Origin of the sequence: Rhizobium sp. BK049, from assembly GCF_014193135.1 — a bacterium.
Lineage (GTDB): Bacteria > Pseudomonadota > Alphaproteobacteria > Rhizobiales > Rhizobiaceae > Rhizobium.
The window spans coordinates 1-26,170 of the sequence record NZ_JACHYV010000044.1; the positions used below are offsets into that span (position 1 = coordinate 1).

Annotated in this window: 26 protein-coding genes; 11 read left to right on the top strand and 15 right to left on the bottom strand. The window is 61.5% G+C overall.

Annotated features, from left to right (window positions below):
* Window positions 1–91: 91 nt before the first annotated feature.
* The 4 genes from FHT70_RS28695 to FHT70_RS28710 all read right to left on the bottom strand — a co-directional run bounded on the left by FHT70_RS28695 (window position 92) and on the right by FHT70_RS28710 (window position 2,510).
* Window positions 92–568: an SRPBCC family protein gene (locus FHT70_RS28695; protein WP_183706521.1), complete on the bottom strand. Its 477-nt coding sequence runs from the start codon at window positions 566–568 to the stop codon at window positions 92–94.
* The gene (locus tag FHT70_RS28700; RefSeq protein WP_085778424.1) at window positions 565–906 is read right to left on the bottom strand and encodes a metalloregulator ArsR/SmtB family transcription factor; all 342 of its coding nucleotides are present in this window, start codon (window positions 904–906) and stop codon (window positions 565–567) included. Before FHT70_RS28700 ends, FHT70_RS28695 begins: the two co-directional genes overlap by 4 nt.
* The gene (locus tag FHT70_RS28705) at window positions 903–1,589 is read right to left on the bottom strand and encodes a glutathione S-transferase family protein (protein ID WP_183706523.1); all 687 of its coding nucleotides are present in this window, start codon (window positions 1,587–1,589) and stop codon (window positions 903–905) included. The genes FHT70_RS28700 and FHT70_RS28705 overlap by 4 nt, the downstream gene beginning before the upstream one ends.
* 102 nt (window positions 1,590–1,691) lie before the next feature.
* Window positions 1,692–2,510, bottom strand: a complete 819-nt coding sequence (locus FHT70_RS28710) for a methyltransferase domain-containing protein (protein ID WP_183706525.1) — start codon at window positions 2,508–2,510, stop codon at window positions 1,692–1,694.
* Window positions 2,511–2,624: 114 nt separating this feature from the next.
* Between FHT70_RS28710 and FHT70_RS28715 the strand changes: the two genes are divergently transcribed.
* A complete protein-coding gene (locus FHT70_RS28715) occupies window positions 2,625–3,350 on the top strand; it encodes a DUF2270 domain-containing protein (protein WP_183706527.1) in 726 nt (241 codons plus the stop codon).
* Window positions 3,351–3,360: 10 nt separating this feature from the next.
* Here FHT70_RS28715 and FHT70_RS28720 read toward each other — a convergent pair whose 3' ends face one another.
* The 4 genes from FHT70_RS28720 to FHT70_RS28735 all read right to left on the bottom strand — a co-directional run bounded on the left by FHT70_RS28720 (window position 3,361) and on the right by FHT70_RS28735 (window position 6,359).
* Entirely contained in the window at window positions 3,361–3,627 is a 267-nt protein-coding gene (locus tag FHT70_RS28720) for an usg protein (protein ID WP_085778420.1), read from the bottom strand.
* 211 nt (window positions 3,628–3,838) lie between these two features.
* The gene (locus FHT70_RS28725) at window positions 3,839–4,669 is read right to left on the bottom strand and encodes an ABC transporter permease (RefSeq protein WP_183706529.1); all 831 of its coding nucleotides are present in this window, start codon (window positions 4,667–4,669) and stop codon (window positions 3,839–3,841) included.
* A complete protein-coding gene (locus tag FHT70_RS28730; RefSeq protein ID WP_183706531.1) occupies window positions 4,666–5,472 on the bottom strand; it encodes an ABC transporter permease in 807 nt (268 codons plus the stop codon). Before FHT70_RS28730 ends, FHT70_RS28725 begins: the two co-directional genes overlap by 4 nt.
* A 113-nt stretch (window positions 5,473–5,585) precedes the next feature.
* Window positions 5,586–6,359: a transporter substrate-binding domain-containing protein gene (locus FHT70_RS28735; protein WP_183706533.1), complete on the bottom strand. Its 774-nt coding sequence runs from the start codon at window positions 6,357–6,359 to the stop codon at window positions 5,586–5,588.
* Window positions 6,360–6,690: 331 nt separating this feature from the next.
* Between FHT70_RS28735 and FHT70_RS28740 the strand changes: the two genes are divergently transcribed.
* On the top strand, window positions 6,691–8,886 hold the full coding sequence (locus FHT70_RS28740; RefSeq protein WP_183706536.1) for an OmpA family protein: 2,196 nt from the start codon (window positions 6,691–6,693) through the stop codon (window positions 8,884–8,886).
* Between the two features lie 88 nt (window positions 8,887–8,974).
* Here FHT70_RS28740 and FHT70_RS28745 read toward each other — a convergent pair whose 3' ends face one another.
* Both FHT70_RS28745 and FHT70_RS28750 read right to left on the bottom strand, forming a co-directional pair.
* Window positions 8,975–9,733 carry an alpha/beta hydrolase gene (locus FHT70_RS28745; RefSeq protein ID WP_183706538.1) on the bottom strand — a complete coding sequence of 253 codons (759 nt, stop codon included), beginning with the start codon at window positions 9,731–9,733 and terminating at the stop codon, window positions 8,975–8,977.
* 52 nt (window positions 9,734–9,785) lie between these two features.
* A complete protein-coding gene (locus tag FHT70_RS28750) occupies window positions 9,786–11,561 on the bottom strand; it encodes a cytochrome c biogenesis protein DipZ (RefSeq protein ID WP_183706540.1) in 1,776 nt (591 codons plus the stop codon).
* 357 nt (window positions 11,562–11,918) lie between these two features.
* Here FHT70_RS28750 and FHT70_RS28755 point away from each other — a divergent pair, with 357 nt between their 5' ends.
* From FHT70_RS28755 to maiA, 5 genes are all read left to right on the top strand, one after another.
* Complete coding sequence (locus tag FHT70_RS28755) at window positions 11,919–12,971, top strand: alpha/beta hydrolase (protein WP_183706542.1); 1,053 nt, start codon at window positions 11,919–11,921, stop codon at window positions 12,969–12,971.
* 113 nt (window positions 12,972–13,084) lie between these two features.
* The gene (locus FHT70_RS28760) at window positions 13,085–13,825 is read left to right on the top strand and encodes a response regulator (RefSeq protein ID WP_097601465.1); all 741 of its coding nucleotides are present in this window, start codon (window positions 13,085–13,087) and stop codon (window positions 13,823–13,825) included.
* The gene (locus tag FHT70_RS28765) at window positions 13,822–15,144 is read left to right on the top strand and encodes an ATP-binding protein (protein WP_183706544.1); all 1,323 of its coding nucleotides are present in this window, start codon (window positions 13,822–13,824) and stop codon (window positions 15,142–15,144) included. The genes FHT70_RS28760 and FHT70_RS28765 overlap by 4 nt, the downstream gene beginning before the upstream one ends.
* Window positions 15,145–15,336: 192 nt before the next feature.
* Window positions 15,337–15,753 (top strand): organic hydroperoxide resistance protein, encoded by a 417-nt coding sequence (locus FHT70_RS28770; RefSeq protein ID WP_183706546.1) that lies wholly within the window; start codon window positions 15,337–15,339, stop codon window positions 15,751–15,753.
* A 218-nt stretch (window positions 15,754–15,971) separates the two neighbouring features.
* On the top strand, window positions 15,972–16,607 hold the full coding sequence (maiA, locus tag FHT70_RS28775; RefSeq protein ID WP_183706548.1) for a maleylacetoacetate isomerase: 636 nt from the start codon (window positions 15,972–15,974) through the stop codon (window positions 16,605–16,607).
* A gap of 43 nt (window positions 16,608–16,650) precedes the next feature.
* Here the strand turns inward: maiA and FHT70_RS28780 are convergent, their stop codons facing one another.
* Window positions 16,651–17,640 (bottom strand): aldo/keto reductase, encoded by a 990-nt coding sequence (locus FHT70_RS28780; protein WP_183706550.1) that lies wholly within the window; start codon window positions 17,638–17,640, stop codon window positions 16,651–16,653.
* Between the two features lie 12 nt (window positions 17,641–17,652).
* Window positions 17,653–18,048 (bottom strand): cupin domain-containing protein, encoded by a 396-nt coding sequence (locus FHT70_RS28785; protein ID WP_183706552.1) that lies wholly within the window; start codon window positions 18,046–18,048, stop codon window positions 17,653–17,655.
* Window positions 18,049–18,168: 120 nt separating this feature from the next.
* Between FHT70_RS28785 and FHT70_RS28790 the strand changes: the two genes are divergently transcribed.
* The 3 genes from FHT70_RS28790 to FHT70_RS28800 all read left to right on the top strand — a co-directional run bounded on the left by FHT70_RS28790 (window position 18,169) and on the right by FHT70_RS28800 (window position 22,874).
* Complete coding sequence (locus FHT70_RS28790; RefSeq protein ID WP_183706554.1) at window positions 18,169–19,062, top strand: LysR family transcriptional regulator; 894 nt, start codon at window positions 18,169–18,171, stop codon at window positions 19,060–19,062.
* Window positions 19,063–19,225: 163 nt separating this feature from the next.
* The gene (locus tag FHT70_RS28795) at window positions 19,226–20,737 is read left to right on the top strand and encodes an ATPase domain-containing protein (protein WP_183706556.1); all 1,512 of its coding nucleotides are present in this window, start codon (window positions 19,226–19,228) and stop codon (window positions 20,735–20,737) included.
* A complete protein-coding gene (locus FHT70_RS28800) occupies window positions 20,712–22,874 on the top strand; it encodes a hybrid sensor histidine kinase/response regulator (protein ID WP_183706558.1) in 2,163 nt (720 codons plus the stop codon). Before FHT70_RS28795 ends, FHT70_RS28800 begins: the two co-directional genes overlap by 26 nt.
* Here the strand turns inward: FHT70_RS28800 and mobB are convergent.
* Genes mobB through FHT70_RS28815 form a run of 3 tightly spaced genes read right to left on the bottom strand, consistent with a single transcriptional unit; the run spans window position 22,806 to window position 24,881 of the window.
* Complete coding sequence (gene mobB / locus FHT70_RS28805; protein ID WP_183706560.1) at window positions 22,806–23,327, bottom strand: molybdopterin-guanine dinucleotide biosynthesis protein B; 522 nt, start codon at window positions 23,325–23,327, stop codon at window positions 22,806–22,808. The two genes, FHT70_RS28800 and mobB, sit on opposite strands and share 69 nt — an antisense overlap.
* Entirely contained in the window at window positions 23,324–23,953 is a 630-nt protein-coding gene (mobA, locus tag FHT70_RS28810) for a molybdenum cofactor guanylyltransferase MobA (protein WP_183706562.1), read from the bottom strand. Before mobA ends, mobB begins: the two co-directional genes overlap by 4 nt.
* Window positions 23,954–23,972: 19 nt before the next feature.
* The gene (locus tag FHT70_RS28815) at window positions 23,973–24,881 is read right to left on the bottom strand and encodes a DMT family transporter (protein WP_183706564.1); all 909 of its coding nucleotides are present in this window, start codon (window positions 24,879–24,881) and stop codon (window positions 23,973–23,975) included.
* Between the two features lie 331 nt (window positions 24,882–25,212).
* Here FHT70_RS28815 and FHT70_RS28820 point away from each other — a divergent pair, with 331 nt between their 5' ends.
* Window positions 25,213–25,980: an SDR family oxidoreductase gene (locus FHT70_RS28820; protein WP_183706566.1), complete on the top strand. Its 768-nt coding sequence runs from the start codon at window positions 25,213–25,215 to the stop codon at window positions 25,978–25,980.
* Window positions 25,981–26,170 lie beyond the last annotated feature (190 nt).

The window sequence follows — 26,170 nt, forward strand, 5'->3', positions numbered from 1 at the left end:
TCATCCTTGCCGGCCGTCCTTTTCCGGTAGGACAGAGAATCATATTTCAGCTGATTTGCGAATCTGCGATTCTGAAAAATCGAAGCGTGCTCTAGTGAATTGGGCTTGCCTTGCGTTCGAGAAAGAGCTCGAGATTGTCGAGGCCGATCTCGGTGCCCTGAAGGCGAGCGCCGTTGTCGGCGTAGCCGTCGAGGAAAACGACTTGCTCGGTGAAGACCATTCTGGTGCCGCTGGGTTCGACGTTGAAGGCGACGGTGACGAGCGAGGCTGAGATGCGGGTTTGGCCGAGCTTCATCTCATAGGCATAGATGATGCGGGTATCCGGCACGATATCGATGTAGTGGGCGTCATAGGCGTGCAGAAGCCCATCGGTGTCGGCGGTATAGTTCCTCTCTGTCCCGCCCGGCCTGAAATCGAGCGCATATTCCAGCGGCACCCATTCGCCGTGGCAGGAAAACCATTGCCGCTTCGACTCCGGCGTCGACCAGGCGCGAAAGACCCGGGCGACGGGCGCCTTCAGGCGGCGCTCGATGACGAAGGTGGTATGTTCGGCAGAGCGTGTCGTCATTCGGGGAGGGTCTCCGGCTCATCGGCGAGAAATTGATCCAGCCTGTCAAAGGCGGCGTTCCAGCGGGTCTTTCGCTGTTCCACCCAGCGCTCGATAGCGGCGAGCGCATCCTGCTGCAGGCGATAGGTTCGCACCCGGCCGGATTTTTCGGACAGCACGAGGCCGCTCTCCTCCAACACCTGCAGATGTTTCATCACCGTCGGCAGGGCGACGGCGAGCGGTGCGGCCAGTTCGGTGACCGAGGCCGGGCCGCGGCCGAGGCGGTCGATCATCCCGCGGCGGCTGCGGTCGGAAAGCGCGTGGAACATGCGGTCGAGATCCGCCTGGTTTTCGATCATTCCGCCGCATCCCGAAAGCGGGCGGGCAGCCTGTCCTGATAGGGATAGAACTTGAAATAAGGGCGGGCCTCTTCCAGCGCCGTGGCAAAGGACGGGCGCGCCAGCAGCCTGTTATAATAGGCGCCAAGGTTCGGCTGCTCCTGTGAGAACGGGACCAGCGTCTCGGCATAGAAGAGCGCCGGGGCTGCAGCGCAATCGGCCATGGTGAAGGCATCGCCTGTTATCCAAGGTCTTTCGCCCAGCTGCTTTTCGATCATCGCATAGGCAGTGGTGAGCGTCGCTTTGCAGGCGGCTATCTCTATTTCGTCTGCCGTGCCCTCGGAACGCCGGCGATGGCTGACGAGGGTCTGCATCGGCACCTGGACATATTGGTCGAAGAAGCGGTCCCAGAGGCGGACCTGCAGCGCCCGATCGATCTCCAGCGGCACCAGGCGCACGGGGCCGGGGTAGTAATGGTCGAGATATTCGATGATGATCGTGGTTTCGGGAATGGTGCTGTCGCGCGCCTCGTCCCTCAACAGCGGCATCTTGCCGATTGGCCAGAAGCGGAAGAGATCGGCGCGCGAAGCCTCGTCGGACAGATCGACGAGGCGATTTTCGAACGGAGTCGTGTTTTCATAAAGCGCGATCAGCACCTTGTGGCAGAAGGAGGCGAGCGGATGCCCATAGAGCACGAGCGACATGCGGCGACCTTTCTTATCCGGTAGAAAACTTTACCGAAGGACTAAGTATCAGGTCCGAAAGCGCCGCGCAATAGATACTTCGCTAGTCGTGCAACTATTCCCTCAGCCGATGTATCGAGCGATCACCAGGTGGCCCGGTGTCGGCTGACCGTCTTCCATGCGGACGTTGATCTCCGATACCTCGACGAGTTCGAAACCGGTCGCCGTCAGACGTTCCCTGACATAGGCATCGGCATGGGCGAAGCGCTGATGCGGTCCGACCATATAGGCGCGGCCGGCAAGCGTCTCTTCGGGAAGGGTTTCGGAGGAGAAGATGAACAGGCCTCCCGGTATCAGGTTTTCGGTGGCGCCGAAGAAGAGCGGCTCGAGCGCGCCGAGATAGGGGAGCACGTCTGTGGCGGTGATGAGGTCGAACGCCTCCTCGTCGTTGTCGTCGAGGAAATCCTCGACCTCGGCGACGAATAGCGTCTCGTAAAGATCTTTTTCATGGGCGATCTCGACCATCTTCTCCGATATGTCGATGCCGGTCATGTCCTCGCACAGGTCCCGCAGCGCGCCGCCGGTGAGACCGGTGCCGCAGCCGAGATCGAGCAGCCGCTTGAACGGCCCGAGCTTCAATGCCTGCAGGCGCTGGCGCACCAGCATCGGCACGTGATAGCCGAGTTGCTCCACGAGTACGTCCTCGAACACCTCGGCATGCTGATCGAACAGGGTTTCGACATAGGCGTCAGGCGCCTTGACCGGGATTTCGCCGCGGCCCATCGCGGCGATGCGCACGGCGGCTCCGCCGTGATCCTCGGGATCGATCGCCAAAACGTCCTCATAGGCCGCCACCGCCGCGTCGACATCACCGGATTTCTCCAGCGCCAGCGCGCGGTTATAGGCCTCGGCAAGGGCTTCTTCGTCGATCTTCTTTGCCATCGCGGTTCATGTCCTTCTGTTTTCAGGCATGGCTCTAAGGCGGCTTTCGATGTTTTGCAATGGCGCGGCTACAGGCGCAGAATGACCGAAAAGAAGACGACGGGAGGAAATGCCATGAAAGCGGAGCAAGACAGGATGCGACCGGCAAGGGAAGAAGAGGGTGAGCGCCCTTTGCTGCTGCCCACGACGCCGGGCGAGATCACCAATACACTTAGCCACTATTACCGCGGTGAGCTCGGGCGGATGACGAGCTGGCGCGACCGCATCGACCGGACGTCCAACTGGGCGATCACCGTGGTGGCGGCGCTGCTTTCGGTGTCGTTGTCGACGCCCACCTCGCATCACGGCGTGCTGTTGTTCGGTATCATGCTGGTGACGCTGCTTCTGATGATCGAGGCGCGGCGCTACCGCTTCTTTGATATCTACCGTGCCCGAATCCGGCAAATCGAACGAAACTATTTCGCGCAGATCCTGGCGCCTGACGCGGCGGCCCGGGGCGAATGGGCGACGGTCATCGCCAACAGCCTGCGCAAGCCGCGTTTTCTGCTCAGCTATCATGAGGCGATGCACCGGCGGCTTAAGCGTAATTACGGCTGGATGTATTTCATCCTGTTTCTGGCATGGTGTCTGAAGATCACGACGCCGAAGCTACAGACGGAGGGCATGCCAGCGCTGCAGGCGCAGTCTTGGACCTATGTCATCGACAACGCAGTGCTCGGGCCGGTTCCCGGCCTTGCCGTCATCATCGGCGTCGTCGTCTTCTACCTCGGCATCCTCCTCTTCGCGCTGCGCCCGGACCGTGACGAAGGCGAATTCGGCCACGGCGAAGCGCATGTCTGACGCGCTCAGATCAGTGCAGGATGAACTCGCCCTTCAGCGCCCGCCACTCGGTGGCCGAGATCAGCTTGCGGTGGACGTAGCGCACCGAATGCAACGGTCCGTCGAGCTTTTCCTGCCAGAACTTCAGAAAACCCCGCATTTCGGGAAAATCAGGGGCGAGGTCATAATCCTGCCAGACATAAGTCTGCAGGATCGTAGGGTGATCCGGCAAGCGGTAGAGGATCTGGGCGGTGGTCAGACCGTAACCCTGCAGTTGCTTTTCCATGTCCTTGTGCATCGTATTCAGCTTCTTCTCGTTCCCACTCGCGCTTTATTAGCGTTAGATGAAATGGAAACATGCGAATGGTTAACGCAAGCTTAACAGATACGTTGCAGAGGAAGTATTCTTTTTTATTTTCAAGTGCTTGGCAGCATCACGGAGCGAGTGCTGCCAGGCCGGTTTGAGCAATTCCTGTCCCAGTAACGATTATACTTTTCGGCGTTATGCCTTACCGTTTCAGATGCCGCGTCAGGCGACGCTCAATCCAGGCCCAGAGATGGCGCAGCGCCTCGACGATGGTGAGATAGAAGATCGCTGCCCAGAGATAGGTCTGGTAGTCGAAGGTGCGGGAGAAGGCGTAGCGGGTTTCGCCCATCAGATCGAGTACTGTGATGATGGCCACCACGGCCGAGCCTTTGATCAATAGGATGATCTCGTTGCCGTAGGGGCGAAGCGCCACGATGAAGGCCTGCGGCAGGATGATCTTGCGGAAGGCGATGCTCCTATGGATTCCGAGGGCAGCCGCTGCTTCGCGCTGCCCGTGCGGTACGCTTTCGATTGCGCCGCGCAGAATCTCCGCCTGGTAGGCCGCAGTATTGATGGTCATGGCGAGCAGGCCGCAATACCACGCGTCTCGGAAGAACCACCAGAGGCCGACGGCTTCCAACTGGGGGCGGAATACGCCGAGGCCGTAATAGACCAGGAAGAGCTGGGCAAGCAGCGGTGTGCCGCGGAAGAAATAAATATAGGCATAGGAAAGCCAGTTCAGCAGCTTGTTTTTCGACAAGCGCGCCATAGCAAGCGGCAGCGACAGGAGTGCACCGCAGACCACGGAAATGGCTACAAGACTGAGCGTCACCCAGAGGCCGTGCAGATAGCGGGGGCCATAGCGGGTGAATTTCTCGATATCCCAGCCACTGATGACGGTGAAGATCAGCAGCGCTGCCAGCAGGCCCCAAAATGCGACGAAGATACAGCCGGCAAGACGTGCCGCCGTCATCGGCTTCGCCACCTGGCGCGGCGCGGGCTGCGGCGGGATCAATGTTTCGGCGTAGCTCATCGACGGACCTCCGAACGCTTGGCCCAGCGGTCGACATAGGCGAGCAGGAAGGAGGAGAGGATGGCGAGCACCAGATAGAGACAGCAGGCGATGCCATAGAAAAAGAAGGGTTCCTTGGTCACCCGCACGGCGACATTCGTCTGGCGCAGGATGTCGGCAAGGCTGATGATCGAGACGTAGGATGTGTCTTTCAGAAGCACCATCCAGAGATTTGTGAGGCCGGGTAGCGCGATGCGTATGAGCTGCGGCAGAACGATGAGGCGCAGAGTGCGGCCGCGATGCAGGCCCAGCGCGTCTCCGGCCTCATATTGGCCCTTGGGAATGGCGCGAAAGGCCGAGAGCAGTACTTCCGAGCAATAGGCGGAAAAGACGACCGACAGCGCGATGACGCCGGCGAAGAAAGCATTGATCTCGACAGGCGGCCCGACATAGCCGGCAAGCTCCAGGAGAGACTGGATGAGCATCTGCATGCCGTAATAGATGATGAAGAGCGTCAGAAGCTCCGGCAGGCCGCGAAAGATCGTCGTATAGATACCGGCCGCCAGCCTCAGGGACTTTTCGTCCGACTGCTGGCCGAGCGCGACGAGGAAACCGATGACGAGGCCGATGGGCAGGGTGACGATCGCCACCGATACGGTGACCTGCAGCCCAAGGGCGATCTCGTCGCCCCAGCCAGTATCGCCACAGGCAAGTATCGTCGACTGACCCAACCAGGTGAAGATGCCGACGGGTCCGCATAGCGGATCGAAAATGTGCACAAGTGAGCTCCAGAAGGAGCCAAGCGCGGAAAACAATCCGCCCATGCGAGAATTCCCCTCACGGCTTTTGCCGTTTTGATCTTGCCACCTTTGTCAAACAAAAATGGCGGAAGAGCAAGCCTTCCGCCATTCGCTTGATCGGCCAGATACCGAATTTCTTATTCGCCGTAAACGTCGAAATCGAAGTACTTGTCCTGGATCTTCTTGTATTCGCCGTTGGCGCGGATCGCTGCGATCGCCGTGTTGAGCTTTTCCTTCAGCGGATCACCCTTGCGGACGGCGATGCCTGCGCCTTCGCCGTTGATTTCCTTGTCGACCGGCAGGGTCGTCAGGATCTTGCAGCAGGCGCCGGCGTCAGACTTGACCCATTCGGAGAGAACGACGACGTCGTCGATGACGGCATCGACACGGCCGCTGGAAACGTCAAGCTTGTATTCGTCGGCGGTGGGATAGAGCTTCAGTTCGGTATCGGCGAGGTGCTTCTCGGCGTAGTTGGCATGCGTCGTGGAAGTCTGTGCGCCGATCACCTTGCCCTTGAGTCCGGCAACGTCAGTGATCTTCGAATCCTTCGGCACGGCGATGGCCGGAGGCGTGTTGTAGTACTTGTTGGAGAAGTCGACGAGCTTCAGGCGCTCCGGCGTGATTGACATGGAGGAGACGATCATATCGAACTTCTTGGCGTTCAGAGCCGGGATGATGCCGTCCCAATCGGTGCTGACGAAGGAGCATTCCGCTTTCATCTCGGCACAGAGCGCCTTGGCGATATCGATGTCGAAGCCCTGTATGGTGCCGCTGGCATCGACGAATTCGAAGGGCGGATAGGTCGAATCGGTGCCGATCACGTATTTCTCGCCATCGGCCATGGCCGAACCGGCAAAGAGCGACATTGCCGCGATCGAGGCTGCCGCGAAGATACGGGTAGAGATATGCATGAGGATCCTCTCTGTTGGTAGCCATCGCGCTTTTTTCTCTTGGGCTGACGGCTGCTGTTCAACGGTGACGGGCACCGCCTTGCGGCGATAATCAGACTTTTTTTCACGGAAATGCAACAGAAATTCCCACCAATTGTGCGGTGCAAATAACAGGTGAGATGAACGAAAGCAGACTGCAACATTCACCGGAGGTTAATCCGCTGATTCCTAGAAACGGAACAAATCGGCGGTTTGGCACTTTGCCAATTCGCCGTTTCGCCTCATTGCGAAACTAGGGGCGAACCGAGGCCTGTCGGCCTTCAGGAAGCTCAAACAGGATCGAGGAAACCCGATGGGCAAGAAATCAAGATTGTTTGCAAGCGCAGCTTTCCCGCTGCTTTCTCTCTCATTGGCGCTGCAGCCGGCATCGGCAGTGGCGGCCGCGCGCGGCGCTACGACCGAGGCTGCGGCCGTGCGGCAGATCGAACAGGGCAGCTTCGAGGTGGCGCAGGACGCGCCCTCCGAAGAGGAACTCTTGAAGAAGAAGCGCAAGCAGAAGGGGGAAGCCCCGGCCGAACAGGCGCCGGCCGCCGAGCAGCCGAAGGAGGCGCCTGCCGAGAAGCCGAAGGCCGAGCGCAAGGAGGCGCCTGCGCCCGAACCCAAGGCGGAGCCGGAACCGCCGAAGGCCGAAGCGCCGAAGGAGGAGCCCGCGCCGAAGGCCGAGAGCAAGCCGGAGCGGAAAGCCAAGCAGGCAGCCCAGCCGGAGGCCGAGCCGCAACAGGAAGAACAGCAGCCGGTAACGCAGGAAAAGCCGAGAAAGCCGAAGAAGCAGCAGACTGAGCCGGCCGAGCCGGAAGCTCAGCCGGCCCCTGAACAGCAGCCGGCGGCAAAGCAAGCCCAACCGGAGACCGAACAGGCCCAGCCCGAGGTCAAGCCGGAAGGCGGCAAGAAGGGTCAGGACAAGGCCCAGAGCCGAGATAAGAGCAAGGCTAAGACCGAGACCGCCGCTCCCGAGGCGGTGACGCCCACCGAGGAACAGGCCAAGCCTGCAGTTGAGCCGGAAGCAAAACCCGCTGCCGAAGCGCCAGCCAAGAAGCCGAAGAAGGGCGAGGCTGCAGCCCCGGCGGTGAAGCCAGCCGAAGACAAGGCGGCCGCTCCCGAAGCTGCGCCTGCCGAAGCGCCGACGGATGGCACGGCTGCCAAGCCTGCCGCCAAACAGCCCACCGCTGAGCAACCCACCGCTGAGCAACCCGCCGCCAAACAGCCCGCCGGCGAACAGCCGGCTGCGCCCGCCACCGACACGGCCCAGCCGCTGCCGGATGCCAGCGGCGGACAGCAGGTGGAGCAGGCCATTCCGGCACCGGAAAAGGTATCTCCCGAGGAGCTGGAGCGCCGGAAAAAGATCGCAGCAGATCCGGCCAAGAGCAACGAGACCGTCGTGCTGCCGGTCGAGAACGGTGCCGCCGTGCTTGACAGCGACAAGGATGCCGATCGCAGCAAGGGGCGGGAAGGTCGCCGTGACCGGGACAAGCTGCGGGCCGAAAGCCAGGAGGTGAAGGTGCCGACCTCGGATGCGGATGCGCAGGCTCCTGCCGCCGCTGCGGCGCCGGCGATCAAGCTCGAGGCGGTCACCAGCGAGAAGGGTACGAGGCTCGACACCCGGCCGCAATTTGCCCGTCCCGAGGGAGCGCGCATCGAGGATCAAACGGACGATAACCGGGTGATCATCCAGTACAACAATCAGGTGATCGTGCGTAGCGACGACGACAGGCGGTTCCTGCGCGACGGTGAACGGCCGATCTATGAAGAGCTCCCGGACAATCGCTATCGCGAGATCATCACCCGGCCGGAAGGCTATCGGATCGTCACCATTCGCAACCGCTACGGCGACATCATCCAGCGGTCGCGCGTCGATTCCCGCGGGCGCGAATACGTGCTCTACTACTCACCTGATCTCTACGAGGATCCTGATCGCGGCTATTTCGATGACCCGGGCGCTGATCTGCCGCCGATGCGGCTGCGTGTCCCGCTTAACGACTATATCATCGACACCAGCAGCGATCCTGACCGGGACTATTACGAATTCCTCAGTGAGCCGCCCGTCGAGCAGGTGGAGCGTGTCTATTCGCTTGACGAAGTGAAGTATTCTGCCCGTATTCGCGACAAGGTGCGCCGCATCGACCTCGATACGATCACCTTCGCGACCGGCAGCGCCGAGATCCCGATGACCCAGGCGCGGACATTGCGCAAGGTTGCCGACGCGATCAGCCAGGTGCTGAAGAAAGATCCGAGCGAGACCTTCCTGATCGAGGGCCATACGGATGCCGTCGGTTCCGACCAGAGCAACCTGGTCCTCTCCGACCAGCGGGCGGAATCGGTCGCCAATGTGCTCTCCGACGTCTATGGCATTCCGCCGGAAAACATGGCGACGCAGGGCTACGGCGAACGTTACCTGAAGGTCAACACGTCGGGCCCCGAACAGGAAAACCGCCGCGTCACCATCCGTCGCGTCACTCCGCTGGTGCGTCCGGTCGCCGCCAACCAGTAGCTGATCCGCCCCTCCCTGGCGTCAGGGAGGGGCGCTGACCTCCTCTTCTCCCGCCGGGAGAAGGGGAAGCGGCCTTGTCTTACCCTCTCTATCGGCCGGCTTTCGTAGCCGCGTTTTCGATCACGTCGGCGACTTTCTCCGGCTGGGATGCGAAGACGGCGTGGCTGCCCTTGATCTCGGTCATGTCGCTGCCGGCTCGTTTGGCCATGTCACGCTCCAGCTCGGGATTGATGGAGCGATCCTCGGTGGCGACGACCGACCAGCTCGGCTTCGTCCGCCATGCCGGACTTCCGACTTTGGCCGAAAAGGCCTGCTTGGCGGCGAAGACCTGCGATCTTGCCAGGAAATCGGCCTCGGCCTTCGGCAGATCGGCCGCGAAAGCCGCGGCGAAGGCGCCCGGATCGAGATAGAGATATTTGCCGTCGTTCGTTTCCTTGATATCCATACTGCCGGCCGGCCTCGAGCTGGCGAGGCTCAGCAGGCTTTCCCCCTTGTCGGGCTGGAATGCTGCGACATAGACGAGGCCAGCGACATGTGGATCGTGACCAGCTTCAGTGATTACCATGCCGCCATAGCTGTGGCCGACGAGCAGGACCGGTCCCGTCTGGAGTTCGAGAACCCGCTTCGTTGCCGCCACGTCGTCGTCGAGCGAGGTGAGGGGCTCCTGGACGACGGTGACGTTGAAGCCGCGCTTTTCGAGGATCTCGGTCGCTTTTCGCCATCCCGAGCCATCGGCCAGCGCGCCGTGGACGATCACGATGTTCTTGACCGCCGCAGCCTCGGCAGCAAAGGCGATTCCGGCGGTGGCAAATGCAAGGCTTGCGATGAAAATCAGATGCTTATTCATGGGGTCACTCCTTTTGGTGATGTTGAAGGGCGGGATTTGAAATTCTTAGGGTTCAGCCGAAGGTGAAGGCGTAAGCCTGGACGCCCGGATCGAGGAAGCGGATTTCGAAGGTGCGGGCGGTGACGGCGCCGGACTCGCGAACGAGCTGGTAAAGCCGCGTTGCGGTGACCGTGCCATTGCCGTCGGCGTCGATGTCAGAGCCATGATCGGCTCCGGGCGCCTTGCCATCGAGCCTCACCTGGAAACGGACCGGTTTGGCGTCGGCGCCGGGTCCGAGCACGAGGTGCAGATCGCGGGCGCTGAAACGATAGGCGATGCCGCCCCCCGGCTGGTCGAGCGTTGCCTGATCCTTACCGACGGTCCAGGCGCCAGACAGGCCCCATGCATTGATGCCGGGCTTGGCGATCGAGTAGTTCTGCGGCGTATCGGCCTGCAGCCCTTCGGGAGAGACGAAATTTTCGGCCTGTGCGTAGCCGAGATAGGTCTCGCCGGAGCCGATGTTGGCGAGGTCGGGACCCGCTTCCACACCCTTGGCATCGGGCGCAACCGGGGCCGTTTCCACCATCTGGTTGCCCGTTTCGCGCAGTAGGTCCTGGATGGCCTTTTCAGTCCTGCCGTAATTGCCTTCGCCGAAATGGTGATAGCGGATCTGACCTTTGGCATCGATCAGATAGGCGGCAGGCCAGTAGCTGTTCTCGAAGGCGCGCCAGATTTTGTAGTCATTGTCGATCGCAACGGGATAGCCGATCTGAAAGTCGCCGACAGCCTTCTCGACGTTGTCGATCTTCTTTTCAAAGGCAAATTCCGGCGCGTGCACGCCGATGACGACCAGGCCCTGATCCGCATATTTTTCCGCCCAGGCTCTGACATAAGGAATGGTGCGAATGCAGTTGATGCAGGAATAGGTCCAGAAGTCGACGAGCACCACCTTGCCCCGCAGCTGCTCCTTGGTCAGAGGCTTCGAGTTCAGCCATTCGACCGCGCCGTCGAACGAAGGCGCGTAAGCTTCGACGGGCAGATCACTGTGGAAAGGCTTGCTTCCATCGGCCCCGGGAATGATTGCGTCGCTGCTCGCCACCTCAGAGGGCGTGCCGGCGACGGGCTTGGCATGCAGCCTGTCCAGCAGGGTCTGTTCCAGCGAGGCGGTGCTGGCATAGGAAAGGCGCGCCAAGAGGCTGGTGTCGAGACCGAGCGCGATCACCGCCACGCCCGCCAACACGGTAGCGCCGACAGCTTGGCGGATTCGATCGCCAACGCCGAGCGAGCGCTTCATCGCGGCGAAGATTTTACCGCCGATCAGCAAGGCGACGGCAAGCGACGTCGCAGCACCGGCGGCATAAGCAATCAAGAGGGCGGTTGTCTGCAGGTTGGCGCCCTGCAATGCCGCGCCGGTCAGCACAAGGCCGAGAATTGGTCCGGCGCAGGGCGCCCAGAGCAGGCCGGTGGCGACGCCGAGGATGAGCGCGCTCCTGACCGACGGCGCAGTGCGTCCGCCACCGCTGGCGTCCAGAAGATTGTTGCCGAGGTCGACGATCGGGCGGGCCAGCGTGCTCGCGAAGCGCGGCGACAGCAGGCTCACTCCGAAGAGCCCGAGCAGGACGATCGCGGCGAGGCGGCCATATTCATTGGCGCGAATGGCCCAGCTACCGCCGACGGCGGCAAGCGTGGCGACAAGCGCGAAAGTGGCGGCCATGCCGGCCAGCATCGGCAGTGTGCTCTTGACGAAGGGCTGACCGGCTCGGGCGAAGACGAAGGGGAGGATGGGGACAATGCAGGGGCTGAGGATGGTCAGCACGCCTCCAAGATAGGCAATGATCAGAAGTGTCATCATCGTTTCCTTTGAAACCGATTGATCGGGCTCTGGACGGCGATGCGCCTGAACCAGCAACGGCTGGGAGATAGCCTGGCGGAGGTATCTCCGATGTGTCTGGTTTGATGCGAAAATGTACCGAACTATCGCGCTGGAGTGCCCGCGATACAAAAGAATACAAGCTGCCTTTCCGCACAGGCGGCGGTGAAAACGGCCATAGCCCGCCGGATGCCCTGCCGAGGCGGCGCTTTTGTATCAGAATGTATCTCGGCAGGCGGAGGTTACACTCGCATTCAAAATCCGCAGCCTGTGACATATGGGCGATACAAGCCGAACGTCATCTGAGCGCCGTGATCCATTCGACAGGAGAGACAGATGTCAGAGCAAATCAATCATCACCGCCGCCGTTTCTTCGGCATGACGGCAATCGCACTTGCAGCCGTCGAATTCGGCGTGGCCGGAGCGGCCGCAGCCCAACAGCCGCAGTCTTCTAGCGCAGCGCTGCCTGGCGTAAAGGCCGGGACCAATACGTCGTTCGAAGCGCTGAAGCAGGTCAGAACCGATGTGCTCGATATCGGCTATGCCGAGGCTGGAAAGGTGGATGGCCCGGTCGTGCTGCTGCTTCATGGCTGGCCCTACGATATTTACAGTTTCGTCGATGTCGCGCCGCTGCTTGCCTCGGCCGGCTACAGGGTGATCGTGCCTTATCTGCGTGGCTACGGCACGACCCGCTTCCTCGATGACAAGACACCGCGCAACGGCCAGCCTTCGGCGCTTGCCGCCGACATGATCGCCCTGCTCGATGCGCTCAAGATCGAAAAGGCTGTCATTGCCGGTTACGACTGGGGCGGACGGACCGCCAATATCATGGCCGCGCTGTGGCCCGAGCGCTGCAAGGCGATGGTATCGGTGAGCGGCTACCTGATCGGCAGCCAGGAGGCCAACAAGAAGCCGCTGCCGCCGAAGGCGGAACTTGCCTGGTGGTACCAGTTCTACTTCGCCACCGAACGCGGCCGCCTGGGCTATCAGAGCAATACACACGACTTTGCAAAGCTCATCTGGCAAACGGCGTCGCCGAAGTGGAATTTCGACGATGCGACCTTCGACAGATCCGCTGCCGCCTTCGACAATCCCGACCACGTCGAGATCGTCATCCACAATTACCGCTGGCGCCTGGGGCTTGTCGACGGCGAGGCGAAATACGATTCCTATGAGAAGAAGCTTGCCGCTCTGCCGATGATCTCGGTGCCGACGATCACCATGGAAGGCGATGCAAACGGTGCGCCGCATCCGGAACCTTCCGCTTATGCCGGAAAATTCTCCGGCAAATATGAGCATCGCACGATCGGCGGCGGCATCGGCCATAACCTGCCGCAGGAGGCGCCGCAGGCCTTCGCGCAGGCGGTCATCGACGTCGATCGTTTCTGATCGACGATAGAGGCACGTTGCCGGGGCCGGCGGAATATGCGTAGGTCGCGTCAGGCGCCTCGATACGAAAGAGGCGGTAGGCGCGGCCGTAATCGTTGAGGAATAAGGCACATATGGATCATGTCGATCACATCCTGATCGTCGACGACGATCGTGAAATCCGCGAGCTGGTCTCGGGCTATCTGCAGAAGAATGGCCTCAGGACCAGCGTTGCCGCGGATGGGCGGCAGATGCGCAGTTTTCTGGAAGCGAATGCCGTCGACCTGATCGTGCTCGACGTGATGATGCCCGGCGACGACGGGCTGGTGCTGTGCCGCGAATTGCGCGCCGGCCGGCACAAGGCGATCCCGATCCTGATGCTGACGGCCCGCACCGACGAGATGGACAGAATCCTCGGTTTGGAGATGGGCGCCGACGACTATCTCGCCAAGCCCTTTGCCGCGCGCGAGCTTCTTGCCCGCATCAAGGCGGTGCTGCGGCGTACCCGCATGCTGCCGCCCAACCTGCAGATCAGTGAGGCTGGTCAATTGCTGACCTTCGGTGACTGGCGGCTCGACACGGTCGCACGTCACCTTCTCGACAAGGAAGGGACCGCGATTGCCTTGAGCGGTGCCGAATACCGCCTGCTTCGTGTCTTCATCGACCATCCGCAGCGCGTGCTCAACCGCGACCAGCTTCTGAGCCTGACGCAGGGCCGCGACGCCGAACTCTTCGATCGCTCGATCGATCTTCTTGTCAGCCGCCTGCGGCAGCGCCTGGGGGACGATGCGCGCGAGGCGACCTATATCAAGACGGTGCGCAGCGAAGGTTATGTCTTCTCGGTGCCGGTCGAAATTTCTGAGCCGCGCCGATGAGAGCCGATATTCCCATCCTGGCGAACCTGACGTGGCCGAGAACTCTGCGATCGCGGATATTTCTCATTCTTTTGATCGGTTTGGCCTTCGCCTATGGGCTCTCCTTCAGTGTTCTCTACATGGAGCGCTACATGTCGGCAAAGGCGGTGATGCTCGGCACGCTGGAGAACGACGTCGCGACATCGATTGCCGTTCTCGATCGGCTTCCGGCAAGTGAGCGCGGCGACCTTCTGGACTGGCTGAGCCGCGGCAACTACCGTTTCGAACTTGGGACTGGCCTTGCCGGTGCGCCCGACAGCTCCAGCAAGGCGAGGGAGATCGCAGGAAAGATAGAGGCGGCCGCCGGGCATCGCTTTCCAATCCGCGTCGAACGGATTCCGGGTGAGGTGAGCCGGCTGCAGGCGCATCTTACGCTGAGCGACGGAACTCCTCTGACGATCGATGTCACACCGAGAGGCGTGATGCCGATCGCCGCATGGCTGCCTTATGTTTTCGCGATCCAGATGGCGCTGCTCATTCTCTGCACCTGGTTTGCGGTCCGCCAGGCGATCCGGCCGCTCGGCGAGCTCGCCGCTGCTGCCGATGCGCTCGATCCTGATAAGGACGGTCAGGCTTTGAGCGAGGCCGGTCCGAGCGAGGTGGCGCATGCGGCAAGAGCGTTCAATGCGATGCGGGAGAGGATCGCCCATTATCTCGAGGAACGGGTGCAGATACTGGCGGCGATCTCGCATGATCTGCAGACGCCGATCACCCGCATGCGGCTGCGCGCCGACATGGCGGAGGATTCACCTGAGAAGGACAAGCTGGTGCATGATCTCGCCGAGATCCAGCGTCTCGTCCAGGACGGCATCGCCTATGCGCGCAGCGCCCACGGCAGCGGAGAGAAGAACGCCCGCATCGATCTCGCCTCGTTCATCGACAGTATAGCCTACGACTATCAGGACACTGGAAAGGCCGTTACGGTCGTCGGTCTGGTTGAAGGCGCCGCCTTCACCAGGCCGCACGCCCTTCGCCGTATCCTGTCGAATTTCATCGACAATGCCTTGAAGTTTGCCGGCGCCGCCGAGATCAGCGTCGAGCGAGGCGCTGACAATTCCGTCGTCATCAGCGTTATGGATCGCGGACCCGGCATTCCGGATGATATGCTCGAAGCCGCGATGCAGCCCTTCTTCCGGCTCGAGCAATCCCGCAACCGGGAGACGGGCGGCACAGGTCTCGGGCTGGCAATCGCCCAGCAACTGACGGCCAAGATCGGCGGATCTCTGAGGCTCTACAATCGCTCCGGTGGCGGACTGGCGGCGGAAGTCACCATCAGATGATGTCCGCGTATGCGTGAAAATTGCATGATATTTGTAAGGCAAGATGTATGGAATAGCCGACGCTACATTCTGTGACATTTCCGGAAATTTCAGAAACATGGGCGATACATCCGCCGGTCACACCACCCTCCGTCAGCCCTGCCGCACAAGGCGGCCCAGTCGCTGAAAGCGACGCAACACAAGGAGTGTTCCATGACAAAGATCGACAGGGTGCTTTATACCGGCAAGACCCACACCACCGGCGGGCGCGAAGGCGCTTCCCACAGCGACGACGGTGAACTGAGCATCAAGCTGTCGCCTCCCGGCAGCAAGCGCGCCGGCACCAACCCAGAACAGCTTTTTGCCGCCGGCTGGTCGGCCTGCTTCATCGGCGCGATCGGCTTTGCCGCCGCCAATCGGAACGTCAAGCTGCCGGCAGACCTTGCCGTCGACGCGGAGGTCGATCTCGGCACGGGCAATGGCGGCTATTTCCTGCAGGCCCGGCTGAAGGTCAGCATGCCCGGCATTGAAACCGATGTCGCGAAGGCGTTGATCGAGGAAGCCCATCAGACCTGCCCCTACTCGAAGGCGACACGTGGCAATATCGATGTCGATTTGATCGCCGCCTGACTGGTTGTAACGGCTCGCCGAAGGTTGCCGGCAAGTAAGACAACAAGGGCGAGGCCGTCGGCCTCGCCGATGGAGGGTTTGATGAGATTGATGATCATCTGCATTCTGGGAGCGGTGGTTTTTGCGGCGCCCTGCATCTACGACGTAAGCTCGCAGGAGCCGTCGCCGCTCGCGGGCCTCGTGGCCGCGACGTCCCCGGGCCAATAAGGAGAAAGAGTATGAGGCTCTATCAAAACGAGATTTCATCGGCGACATCGAGGGTCCGGATCGCGCTCGCCCTGAAGGGACTGACGGCCGAAGCGCATCCGGTTACCATCCTCGGCGAAGAGGCCGAGAGCCGGCAGGCCGGATATCGCAGCGTCAACCCGCAGGGGCTGGTACCGGCCTTGCTGACCGATGGCGGTGTTCTTATCACCCAGTCGATGGCGATCGTCGAATATCTCGACGAGGTTCAGCCTCAGCCGCCGCTCCTGCCTGATAACGCCGAAGACAGGGCGCAAGCCCGCGCGATCGCACTTGCGATCGCAGCCGAGATCCATGCGCTGCTACCGCCGCGGATCGGCCTGCATCTCAAGACGGCCTTCCAGGCGGATGCTGATACCATTGCCGCCTGGAACCGTCACTGGATCGGCGAGGGGATGGGCGCCGTCGAGAGGATGATCGCCGGCCGCAGGAAGGGCGCCTTTGCCGTCGGGGATCGGCCTGGTATTGCCGATATCTTCCTCTTCCCGCAGGCAATCAGCGCTCGTCGCCAGGGCTTCGATCTCGTCCAATGGCCCAACATCGCGGAAATCGTCGCAAAGCTTGAGACAATACCGGCATTCCAGGAGAATGCGCCGGCGCCGAGGAAATGATGCGAATCACGAAAGCGGCCGCAGGGAGCGGCTGCTTCTCAAATCAACGATCGACCCTTGCCTGCAGATGCGGGGGATAACGATCGCCTTCGACCTTGATCGTGGCGAGGGCGCTTTCGATGCTGGCGAGATCCTCGGACGTCAATTCCACTTGCACGGCCTCGATGTTCTCCTGGAGGCGATGCGACTTGGTGGTGCCGGGGATCGGCACGATCCAGGGCTTCTGCGCCAGCAGCCATGCGAGTGCTACCTGAGCGGAGGTGGCCTTTTTCCGCGCGGCGATATCCGCGAGCAGATCGACGAGGGCCTGGTTGGCCTTTCGCGCCTCCTGCGAAAAGCGCGGCACGATATTGCGGAAATCCTTGCTGTCGAAGGTGGTCGTCTCGCTGATCGCGCCGGTGAGGAATCCCTTGCCGAGCGGGCTGAACGGAACCAAGCCGATGCCGAGTTCTTCGAGCACCGGCAGGATGTCCTGTTCAGGGTCGCGCCACCAGAGCGAATATTCGCTTTGCAGCGCAGCCACCGGCTGAACGGCATGGGCGCGGCGGATCGTCTGGACGCCTGCTTCAGAGAGGCCGAAATGCCGGACCTTGCCTTCCGTGATGAGCGCTTTAACGGTGCCGGCGACGTCCTCGATCGGCACGTCTGGATCGACGCGATGCTGGTAGAACAGGTCGATGGCGTCGGTTTTCAGGCGTTTCAGCGCCTGGTCGGCAACCGCTCGGATGTGCTCCGGCCTGCTGTTCATGCCGCTCTGGCCGCCATTGGCATCGAAGTCGAAGCCGAATTTCGTGGCGACGACCACTTCGTTGCGGAATGGCGCCAGAGCCTCTCCCAGCAGCTCTTCGTTCTTATAGGGGCCATAGGCCTCGGCCGTGTCGAAGAAGGTCACGCCGCTTTCGAAAGCCTGCCGGATCAACACGATCGCTTCCTGAAGGTTGGTCGCCGGGCCGTAGCCGTAGCTCAATCCCATGCAGCCGAGACCGATGGCCGAGACCTGAAGTCCGCTCTTTCCGAGTTGACGGATCTGCATCGCCGTTTCCTTTCAGCCTTGATATTCAGTGTCGGTGACATGCTCCAGCCAATCGACGACCTTGCCGTCGAGCTGTTCCTGGATGGCGATATGAGTCATCGCGGTCGTCGGCGCCGCGCCGTGCCAATGCCGTTCGCCCGGCGCAAACCAGACGACGTCTCCCGGACGGATCTCTTCGACGGGGCCGCCTTCGCGCTGGACGCGGCCGCAGCCCGCCGTGACGATCAGCGTCTGACCGAGCGGGTGGGTGTGCCAGGCGGTGCGGGCGCCGGGTTCGAAAGTGACGCTGGCGCCGGCGGCGCGAGCGGGACCGGTGACGGAAAACAGCGGGTCGATGCGCACCGTGCCGGTAAACCAGTCTTTCGGCCCCCTGGCCGAAGGCTGCGAACAATTTCGTTTGATTTCCATGATCGTGCTTCCTGTGTCTGCGGTCCGGACAGGATTGTCCGCGTTCTAGAACAGGTAGCGCGTGGCTTTGGCTCGGATTAGATGGTAACAGCGGCAAGGACCTATGAGAAAGTTTCATAAATGCCGCGCCCAGCCATTGATGATCTCGTCGTCTTTCTTGCCGTTGCCCGCGCACAGAGTTTCACGAAGGCGGCAGGGAAGCTGGGCGTATCGCAATCAGCGCTCAGCCACACGATCCGGGGGCTGGAGGAGCGGCTTGGGCTGCGATTGCTGACGCGCACGACGCGCAGCGTCTCGCCGACGGAGGCCGGTCAGCGCCTGCTCGCCACCATCGGTCCGCGGCTGGACGAGATCGAGGCCGAACTCGCAGCTCTCAGCGCTTTCCGCGAGAAGCCGGCAGGCACCATCCGCATCAATGCCGGCGAGCATGCCGCGGAGACGGTGCTCTGGCCAGCTTTTGAAAAGCTCCTGCCTGACTATCCCGATATCAATGTCGAGATCATCGTCGATTACGGCCTGACCGACATCGTCGCCGAACGCTACGATGCGGGCGTGCGGCTGGGGGAACAGGTGGCGAAGGACATGATCGCGGTGCGCATCGGCCCTGACATGCGCATGGCGGTGGTCGGCGCTCCCGCCTATTTCGAAAGAAGGCCGAAACCTCTAAGGCCGCAGGATCTTATGGACCACAACTGCATCAACCTGCGCCTGCCGACCTATGGCGGCATCTATGCGTGGGAGTTCGAGAAGGACGGACACGAGCTGAAGGTTCGCGTCGAAGGACAGTTGGTGTTCAACAATATTGCGCTGCGGCTGAACGCGGCGCTCGCCGGAGCGGGGCTGACCTATATGCCGGAGGATGCCGTGGAGCTGCATGTTGCCAGCGGCCGGCTCACGCGCGTGTTAGAAGACTGGTGCCCGCCGTTTCCCGGCTACCATCTCTACTATCCGAGCCGCCGGCATGCTTCGGCGGCTTTCGCGCTGGTCGTGGATGCCCTTCGCCTTCGGCGATAGAGGCCTGTTTCCCGGCCGACAGCCCACGCATGCAGATCAGCGCCGACGACCTTCCCAAACGGACCTCCATAGCTCTTTGAAGCCGCGGCAAATGGGACTGCGCGGCCGATTTGACATTCTATCGGTCGCCGCTACTTCAAATAAAAACTGAAGGAAACAATGAATGAATACTGCTGTGCCTGCCACGAAAGCTCGGACCGGAGTGTCCGGTTTGGACACAATTCTGGCGGGCGGACTTTCCACGGGCCACGTGTTTCTACTGGAAGGGAATCCGGGAGCGGGCAAAACCACCATTGCCCTGCAGTTCCTGATCGAAGGCGCACGGCTTGGTGAGCGCGGACTCTACATCACCCTTTCGGAAACGGAGAGCGAATTGCGGGCCGGCGCCGCGTCGCATGGGATGCTGATCGACGGCAATATCGAGGTCTTCGAGGTCGTGCCGCCGGAAAGCCTGCTTGATGCCGATCAGCAGCAGAGCCTGCTTTATTCGTCGGATCTCGAACTTGGGGAGACGACAAAGGAGATTTTTGCCGCTTTCGAACGCGTCAATCCTCGCCGCGTGGTTGTTGATAGCCTTTCCGAGATAAGGCTGCTTGCACAAAGCTCGCTTCGCTACCGTCGCCAGATCCTGGCGCTCAAACATTATTTTGCCCGACGGGGCGCGACGGTCCTTCTGCTCGACGATCTCACCTCCGACGTGCTCGACAAGACGGTGCACAGTGTCGTTCACGGCGTCATCCATCTCGAGGAACTGGCGCCGAGTTACGGTTCCGAGCGCCGACGTCTAAGGATCATAAAATATCGCGGACAAGCCTTCCGGGGCGGTTATCACGATTTCATCATTCAGACCGGCGGCGTCATGGTGTTTCCCCGTCTTGTTGCCGCCGAACACAGATCGACGTACCTCCGTGATCAGATTTCCTGCAATATCCCGAAGCTGGACCTTCTTCTTGGGGGCGGCCTTGAACGAGGTTCCAGCACGCTTATCCTCGGTCCTTCCGGCACAGGCAAAAGCACGTTTTCGTTTCAGTTCCTGGCGGCGGCGGTCGCACGGGGCGAGAAGGCGGCGGCCTTCATCTTCGACGAGGAGCTCGGCTTGCTCTTTGCGCGCCTGCAGGCGCTCGGGATCGATCTCGAAGCGATGAGGGATGCGGATCAAATCCACATCGAACAGCTCGATGCCGCCGAACTGTCGCCGGGCGAATTCGCCCACCGGGTGCGCGACTGCGTCGACAAATCGGGAGCAAAAACAGTCATCATCGACAGTATCAACGGATATCAGTCTTCAATGCCGGATGAGAACTCGCTGATCCTTCACATGCATGAGCTGCTGCAATATCTGAACAGGCGTGGCGCCAACACCTTTCTGACCGTCGCCCAACACGGACTGGTTGGTGACATGAAGGCACCCGTCGACGTTACATATCTCGCCGATACCGTCATTCTGCTACGCTACTTCGAGGCTGCGGGAAAGGTACGGCGGGCGGTTTCGGTGATCAAGAAGCGGACCGGCTTTCACGAAGATACCATCCGGGAGTATCGCATCGACGCTTCCGGCCTGACGCTTGGAGAGCCCCTCATCGGGTTCCAGGGCGTGCTTCGCGGCGTGCCTGAATTCATTGGCACTTCGGCGCCGCTGCTGTCGAGCGATGGTGGGGATAGCGGCAATTCCTAATTCCGGCAAACCGAAAGCACTGATCTACGCCCCCGCCGGCCGTGACGCCTGGGTGGCTATTTCGCTGATCGAAGAGGCCGGACTGGCATCCATTGCCGCGGCCGACCTCTCCATGTTCGCCTCGTCACTCAGCGATGACATCGCGTTCGGCGTTCTGACGGAAGAAGCGGTTCGGTCGAGCGATTTGAAGGCGATCGCCGCCTGGGTGTCGGCACAGCCGAGCTGGTCGGACCTGCCGTTCATCGTGCTGACCACGCGGGGTGGCGGGCCTGAGCGAAATCCAGGTGCGGCCAGGCTTTCCGAGGTACTCGGCAACGTCACCTTCCTCGAAAGGCCGTTCCATGCAACGTCCTTCATCAGCGTTGCCCGGACCGCCCTGAAGGGACGTCAGCGCCAGTACGAAGCGCGCGCGCAGCTCGAGGCCCTCAGCGAGGGAGAGCGGCGGCTGCAGACGGCGCTCGCCGCTGGTCGTCTCGGGGCATGGGAGCTGGAACTGTCCTCGATGGCCTTGTCCGTCTCGGCGACATGCAAGGCGATTTTCGGCCGAGATCCAGACGATGAAGTGACTTACGACGATCTGATCGCAAGCATCCATCCCGAGGACCGGAATCTGGTGCAGGCAAGCCTGCGCCAGACGATCGACACCGGCCGGGACTATTCGATCGAGCACAGGACGATCTGGCCGGATGGATCCTTGCATTGGACAGAGGTCCACGCGCAGCTCTATGCCGACAGATATGGTTCCGCCAAGAAGCTCGTCGGCGTCTGCTCCGACACCACGGCTCGCAAGACCGCCGAGGAAAATCTGAGACGGCTCAACGAAAATCTCGAAGAACGCGTCAGGGAGCGGACGAGGGAGGTCAACGCTGCCCATCAGACCCTGATCGAGGAGGTTGCCCAGCGTGAGCGCGCCGAGGAGCAGCTTCGCCAATCCCAGAAAATGGAGGCAATCGGCCAACTCACGGGTGGCGTCGCCCATGATTTCAACAACCTGCTGATGGTCGTTCTTGGAAATCTGGAGCTGCTGGGAAAGCATGTCGCCGGAGATGCAAAGGCGACGCGTCTCGTCGAGGGTGCACTGCAGGGCGCACGGCGGGGAGCGGCGCTGACGCAGCGATTGCTGGCTTTTGCAAGACAGCAGGATCTGCAGGTCAAGCCCGTCGATCTCGCAGAGCTGGTTTTTGGGATGAACGACCTGCTGCGGCGCTCGGTCGGCCCCTCGGTCAGCATCGAGACCATGCTGCCGGCTGCGTTGCCGCCGGCGCTCGCCGACGCGAACCAGCTGGAACTGGCGCTGCTCAACCTTGCGGTCAATGCCCGTGATGCGATGCCGGAAGGAGGCACGCTGTGCATATCCCTGCGCGAGGAACAGGTTATAGGTAATGATCGCGATGTCGGCGAGGGCAGCTATCTTGTGCTTGCGGTCGCCGATAGCGGCATCGGTATGGATGCGGACACGCTGAAGAAGGCGGTCGATCCGTTTTTTTCGACCAAGGAGCTCGGAAAGGGGACAGGTCTGGGCCTGTCGATGATCCACGGGCTTGCCGTCCAGCTCAACGGCGCTCTTGTTCTGAAAAGTGACGTCGGGGTGGGAACGACCGCGGAGTTGTGGCTTCCGGCGACCGGACTGTGCCCCGAGCGGCCGGTCGATGAATTGCCTGCACCTCAAGCCGCGTCGAGGTTGAGGATTCTTTTGGTTGATGACGATGCGCTGATCGCGATGAGTTCGGTCGACATGCTGGAAGATCTCGGCCACGAGGTCGTCGAAGCAAATTCCGGCTCTGAGGCGCTCGAGCTCATCAGGAGCGGTGAGCATTTCGACCTGATGATCACCGATTATTCGATGCCCGGCATGACGGGCGCGCAGCTCGCCCAGTCGGCGCGGGGCCTGTACCCGCACCTGCCGATCGTTCTGGCGACAGGTTACGCCGATCTTCCCGCCGGCACGGACATTGATCTTCCGAGATTGGCAAAGCCCTATAATCAGACTCAACTCGCCAAGGAAATTACCAAGGCAATGGCAAGCGCGGCGCCTCCGATTTTGAGACCTGGCCGCAATGCAGGTGCTTCAGGCGCTAACCTGTCCAAGGCCGACGACAGCCGCGATGAAATCGGCGATGGCGCCTGTGTTGTCTAGATCGAAGACCGGCAGGGACGTATCTGGTACGGCGTGATCGGCGGCGATCGCGCAGATATGAGGATCGGTCGGCGCCAGCGGCTCGCGATTGGCGGCCTCCAGGCGTCGCGCCTCGATCTTCGGGATCGGCTCGCGCTTATAGCCTTCGATCAGAACGAGATCGCAAGGGGCAAGCCGTGCGAGGATTTCCTTGAACTCGGGTTCGGGCGCGCCGCGGAGCTCATGCATGATGGCATAACGAGTGCCGGAGACGATGGTGACCTCGTGGGCGCCGGCCTGGCGGTGACGGTAGCTGTCGGCTCCGACCTTGTCGATGTCGAAATCATGATGGGCATGCTTGATCGTCGAGATCCGGTAGCCGCGGCGGGTGAACTCCGTTACCAGCCGGACGGCAAGCCCGGTTTTGCCCGAGTTCTTCCAGCCGGCGATGCCGAAGATTTTCGGTGCGGTCATGTGCGCAGGGCCTCCAGCCAGCGTTGCGCCTCGATGAGATCGTCAGGCGTGTTGATGTTGAAGAAAGGGTCGAGCACGCTGGCGCGGGTCGGATGCAGCGGAAATGCCACTTCCGTAACGTCATGCCGCAACAGGAAGTCACGCACGCGGCGTTTCTCGTCGGAAGCGATCCAGTCTTCCAGGTCGCTGGCTAGTGTCACCGGCCAGAGACCGAAGACCGGATGGCTGCGGCCCTCGGAGGCGGCAATGGCGATCTGCGACGGGCGCTCGAGCGCAGCCGCCAGCCGGGCGACGAGATCGGTCGGGAAAAATGGACAATCGACCGAAACAGTAACGACATGGCTGATTTTGGGAAGGCCGGCCGCATAGGTCATTGCCGCGTGGATGCCGGCCATCGGCCCGGCCTTGCCGGCAACAAGATCGGGAACAACGGGCACGTTCTCGCTGGCGACATCGGCATTGACGGCAACGGAAAAGACCTGCGGCTCGAGCCGGGTCAGCACGTGGCGGAGCAAGCTCTCCGTTCCGAGCATCACCGCCGCCTTGTCGTGGCCCATTCGCTGCGAGCGGCCGCCGGCCAGCACGACGCCTGCTATAGCGAATCTGTCCAACGAGAACTCAGCCATCATCCTGCCTCGGAATTCTTCACACCGGCACGCGCGGTTCGGACTCCTGCGCGATCGGCGAAACGTGGCGCTTGGCCTCACGATAGAACGTATACAGGCCGGAAGCGATGACGATTGCAGCACCGGCGAGCGTCCAGCTGTCCGGCACTTCAGCAAAAAAGAAGAAGCCGAGCAGCGAGGAGAAGATCAGGCTTGTATAGCGGAAGGGCGCCACGAAGGAGATTTCGCCGGTCCGCATGGCAAGGATAACCGACTGGTATCCCACGAGCACGAGCACCGAGGCGAGCAAAAGATGCCCGAGCGAGGTCAGGCTGACCGGCTGCCAAGCGCCGAGCACCGGGATGAGCAACGCGCCGAAGAAGGAAATTGACGTCGCCGTGATGACGGTGATCATCAGCGATGGAATCTGCGGATCGATCGACCGGGTGGCGAGATCGCGGCCGGCCGTCGTCATGACCGCACCGACGCAGAGGAGGGCGGCGGCGGTGAACCCTTCGGGGCCGGGGCGGATAATGATCATCACGCCGACGAGGCCGACGATGATCGCCGACCAGCGCCGCCAGCCGACAGGCTCCTTGAAGAAGAGCGCGGCGCCGAAGGTGACGACCAGCGGCAGTGACTGCAGGATCGCTGAGGCATTGGCGATCGGCATCATGCCGAGTGCGGTGATATAGGTGACGGCAGAGAGCATCTCGCAGATGATGCGGAGAATGATCATCGGCTTCAGCACGACGCGCCAGGAGCGCAGCGCGCCCATTTTCCTGGCGATCAGGTAGACGAGCAGGCTTGTGAAAAGGCCGCGCAGGAACATGATCTCGCCCGCATTCATATGGGCGATCACCGATTTGGAGAGTGCGTCGCTCGCGGAAAAGCCGGCCATCGCCATGCTCATATAGATGGCGCCCTCGGTATTGCGTGACCGCGACATGAAGAGATTCCCTTTACCTGTGCTCCCCTTCTTAGTCGCGAAGATACATGAAGGGAATCGGATGAATGTCACACCCGGGATAAATCGATGATGCAGCGCACAATGACGCTGACGTTACGGCAGGCGACTGTATGGAACTTGCGTCAAATGCCGATCTAGCTCGCGAATCCGATGTGGCCATTATGATTTCCTTCCCAACCCGGTTGCGAAACTGATCGCCGATCGAGACCATCCGCATTCGGCGAGTTTTGCCTTTGCGCGCGGGAAACGGGTGGCTGTATCGACTGATGTCTGAGATCTGGGATGCCTCGACAACTGAGGAGAAACGGACATGACACTTCTGAACGACAAAACCGCGATCATCACCGGCGCAAGCTCGGGCATCGGCCGTGCGGCCGCGAAGGTCTTTGCACGCCAAGGCGCGAGACTGGTAATCAACGGCCGGCGGCAGGAGGCACTCGATGCCGTCGTCGCCGAGATCGAGGCAGAGGGCGGGGAGGCTGTCGCCATTGCCGGCGACGTCAGGGACGAGGCGCTGCAAGCAAGGCTGGCCGAAACAGCGGTTTCGCGGTTCGGCACGCTCGATATCGCCTTCAACAATGCCGGTGGACTCGGCGAGATGGGGCCGGTCGGAGGAGTGTCACTGGAGGGCTGGCGCGAGACGATCGAGACCAATCTGACGGCCGCCTTCCTCGGCGCCAAGTACCAGTCGGCGGCGATGGGAGAGGGCGGTGGTTCGCTGATCTTCACCTCCACCTTCGTCGGCTACACTGCCGGCATGCCCGGCATGGGCGCCTATGCGGCGAGCAAGGCCGGCTTAATCGGTCTCGTGCAGGTGCTGGCCGTTGAACTCGCGTCCCGCAAAATCCGCGTCAACGCGCTGCTGCCTGGTGGGACCGATACGCCTGCCAGCATCACTAACGCGCCCGATGCCACCGCGGAACTGCTCGCCTTCGTCAATGGGCTTCATGCGTTGAAACGCATGGCGCTGCCAGAAGAGATCGCCAATGCGGCGCTCTTCCTGGCGTCCGACCTGTCTAGCTTCGTGACCGGGACGGCGATGCTGGCGGATGGTGGGGTGTCGATCAGCCGGACGTAATTGGGTGAGGGGCGTTCATTTTGTCTTCGCTGGTGCTCAGCGAAGCCAGGCAATGAAGGGCGTGCCGTGTGGCCCCCTCATCTGCCTGCCGGCATCTTCTTGGATAAGAAAAATGTAGGATATTGATGCCTGCCGGGCGGGTGGCCGCCCGCCCGGCAGCTGGTTGTCGGATCGTCACCTTCTTAGCCGT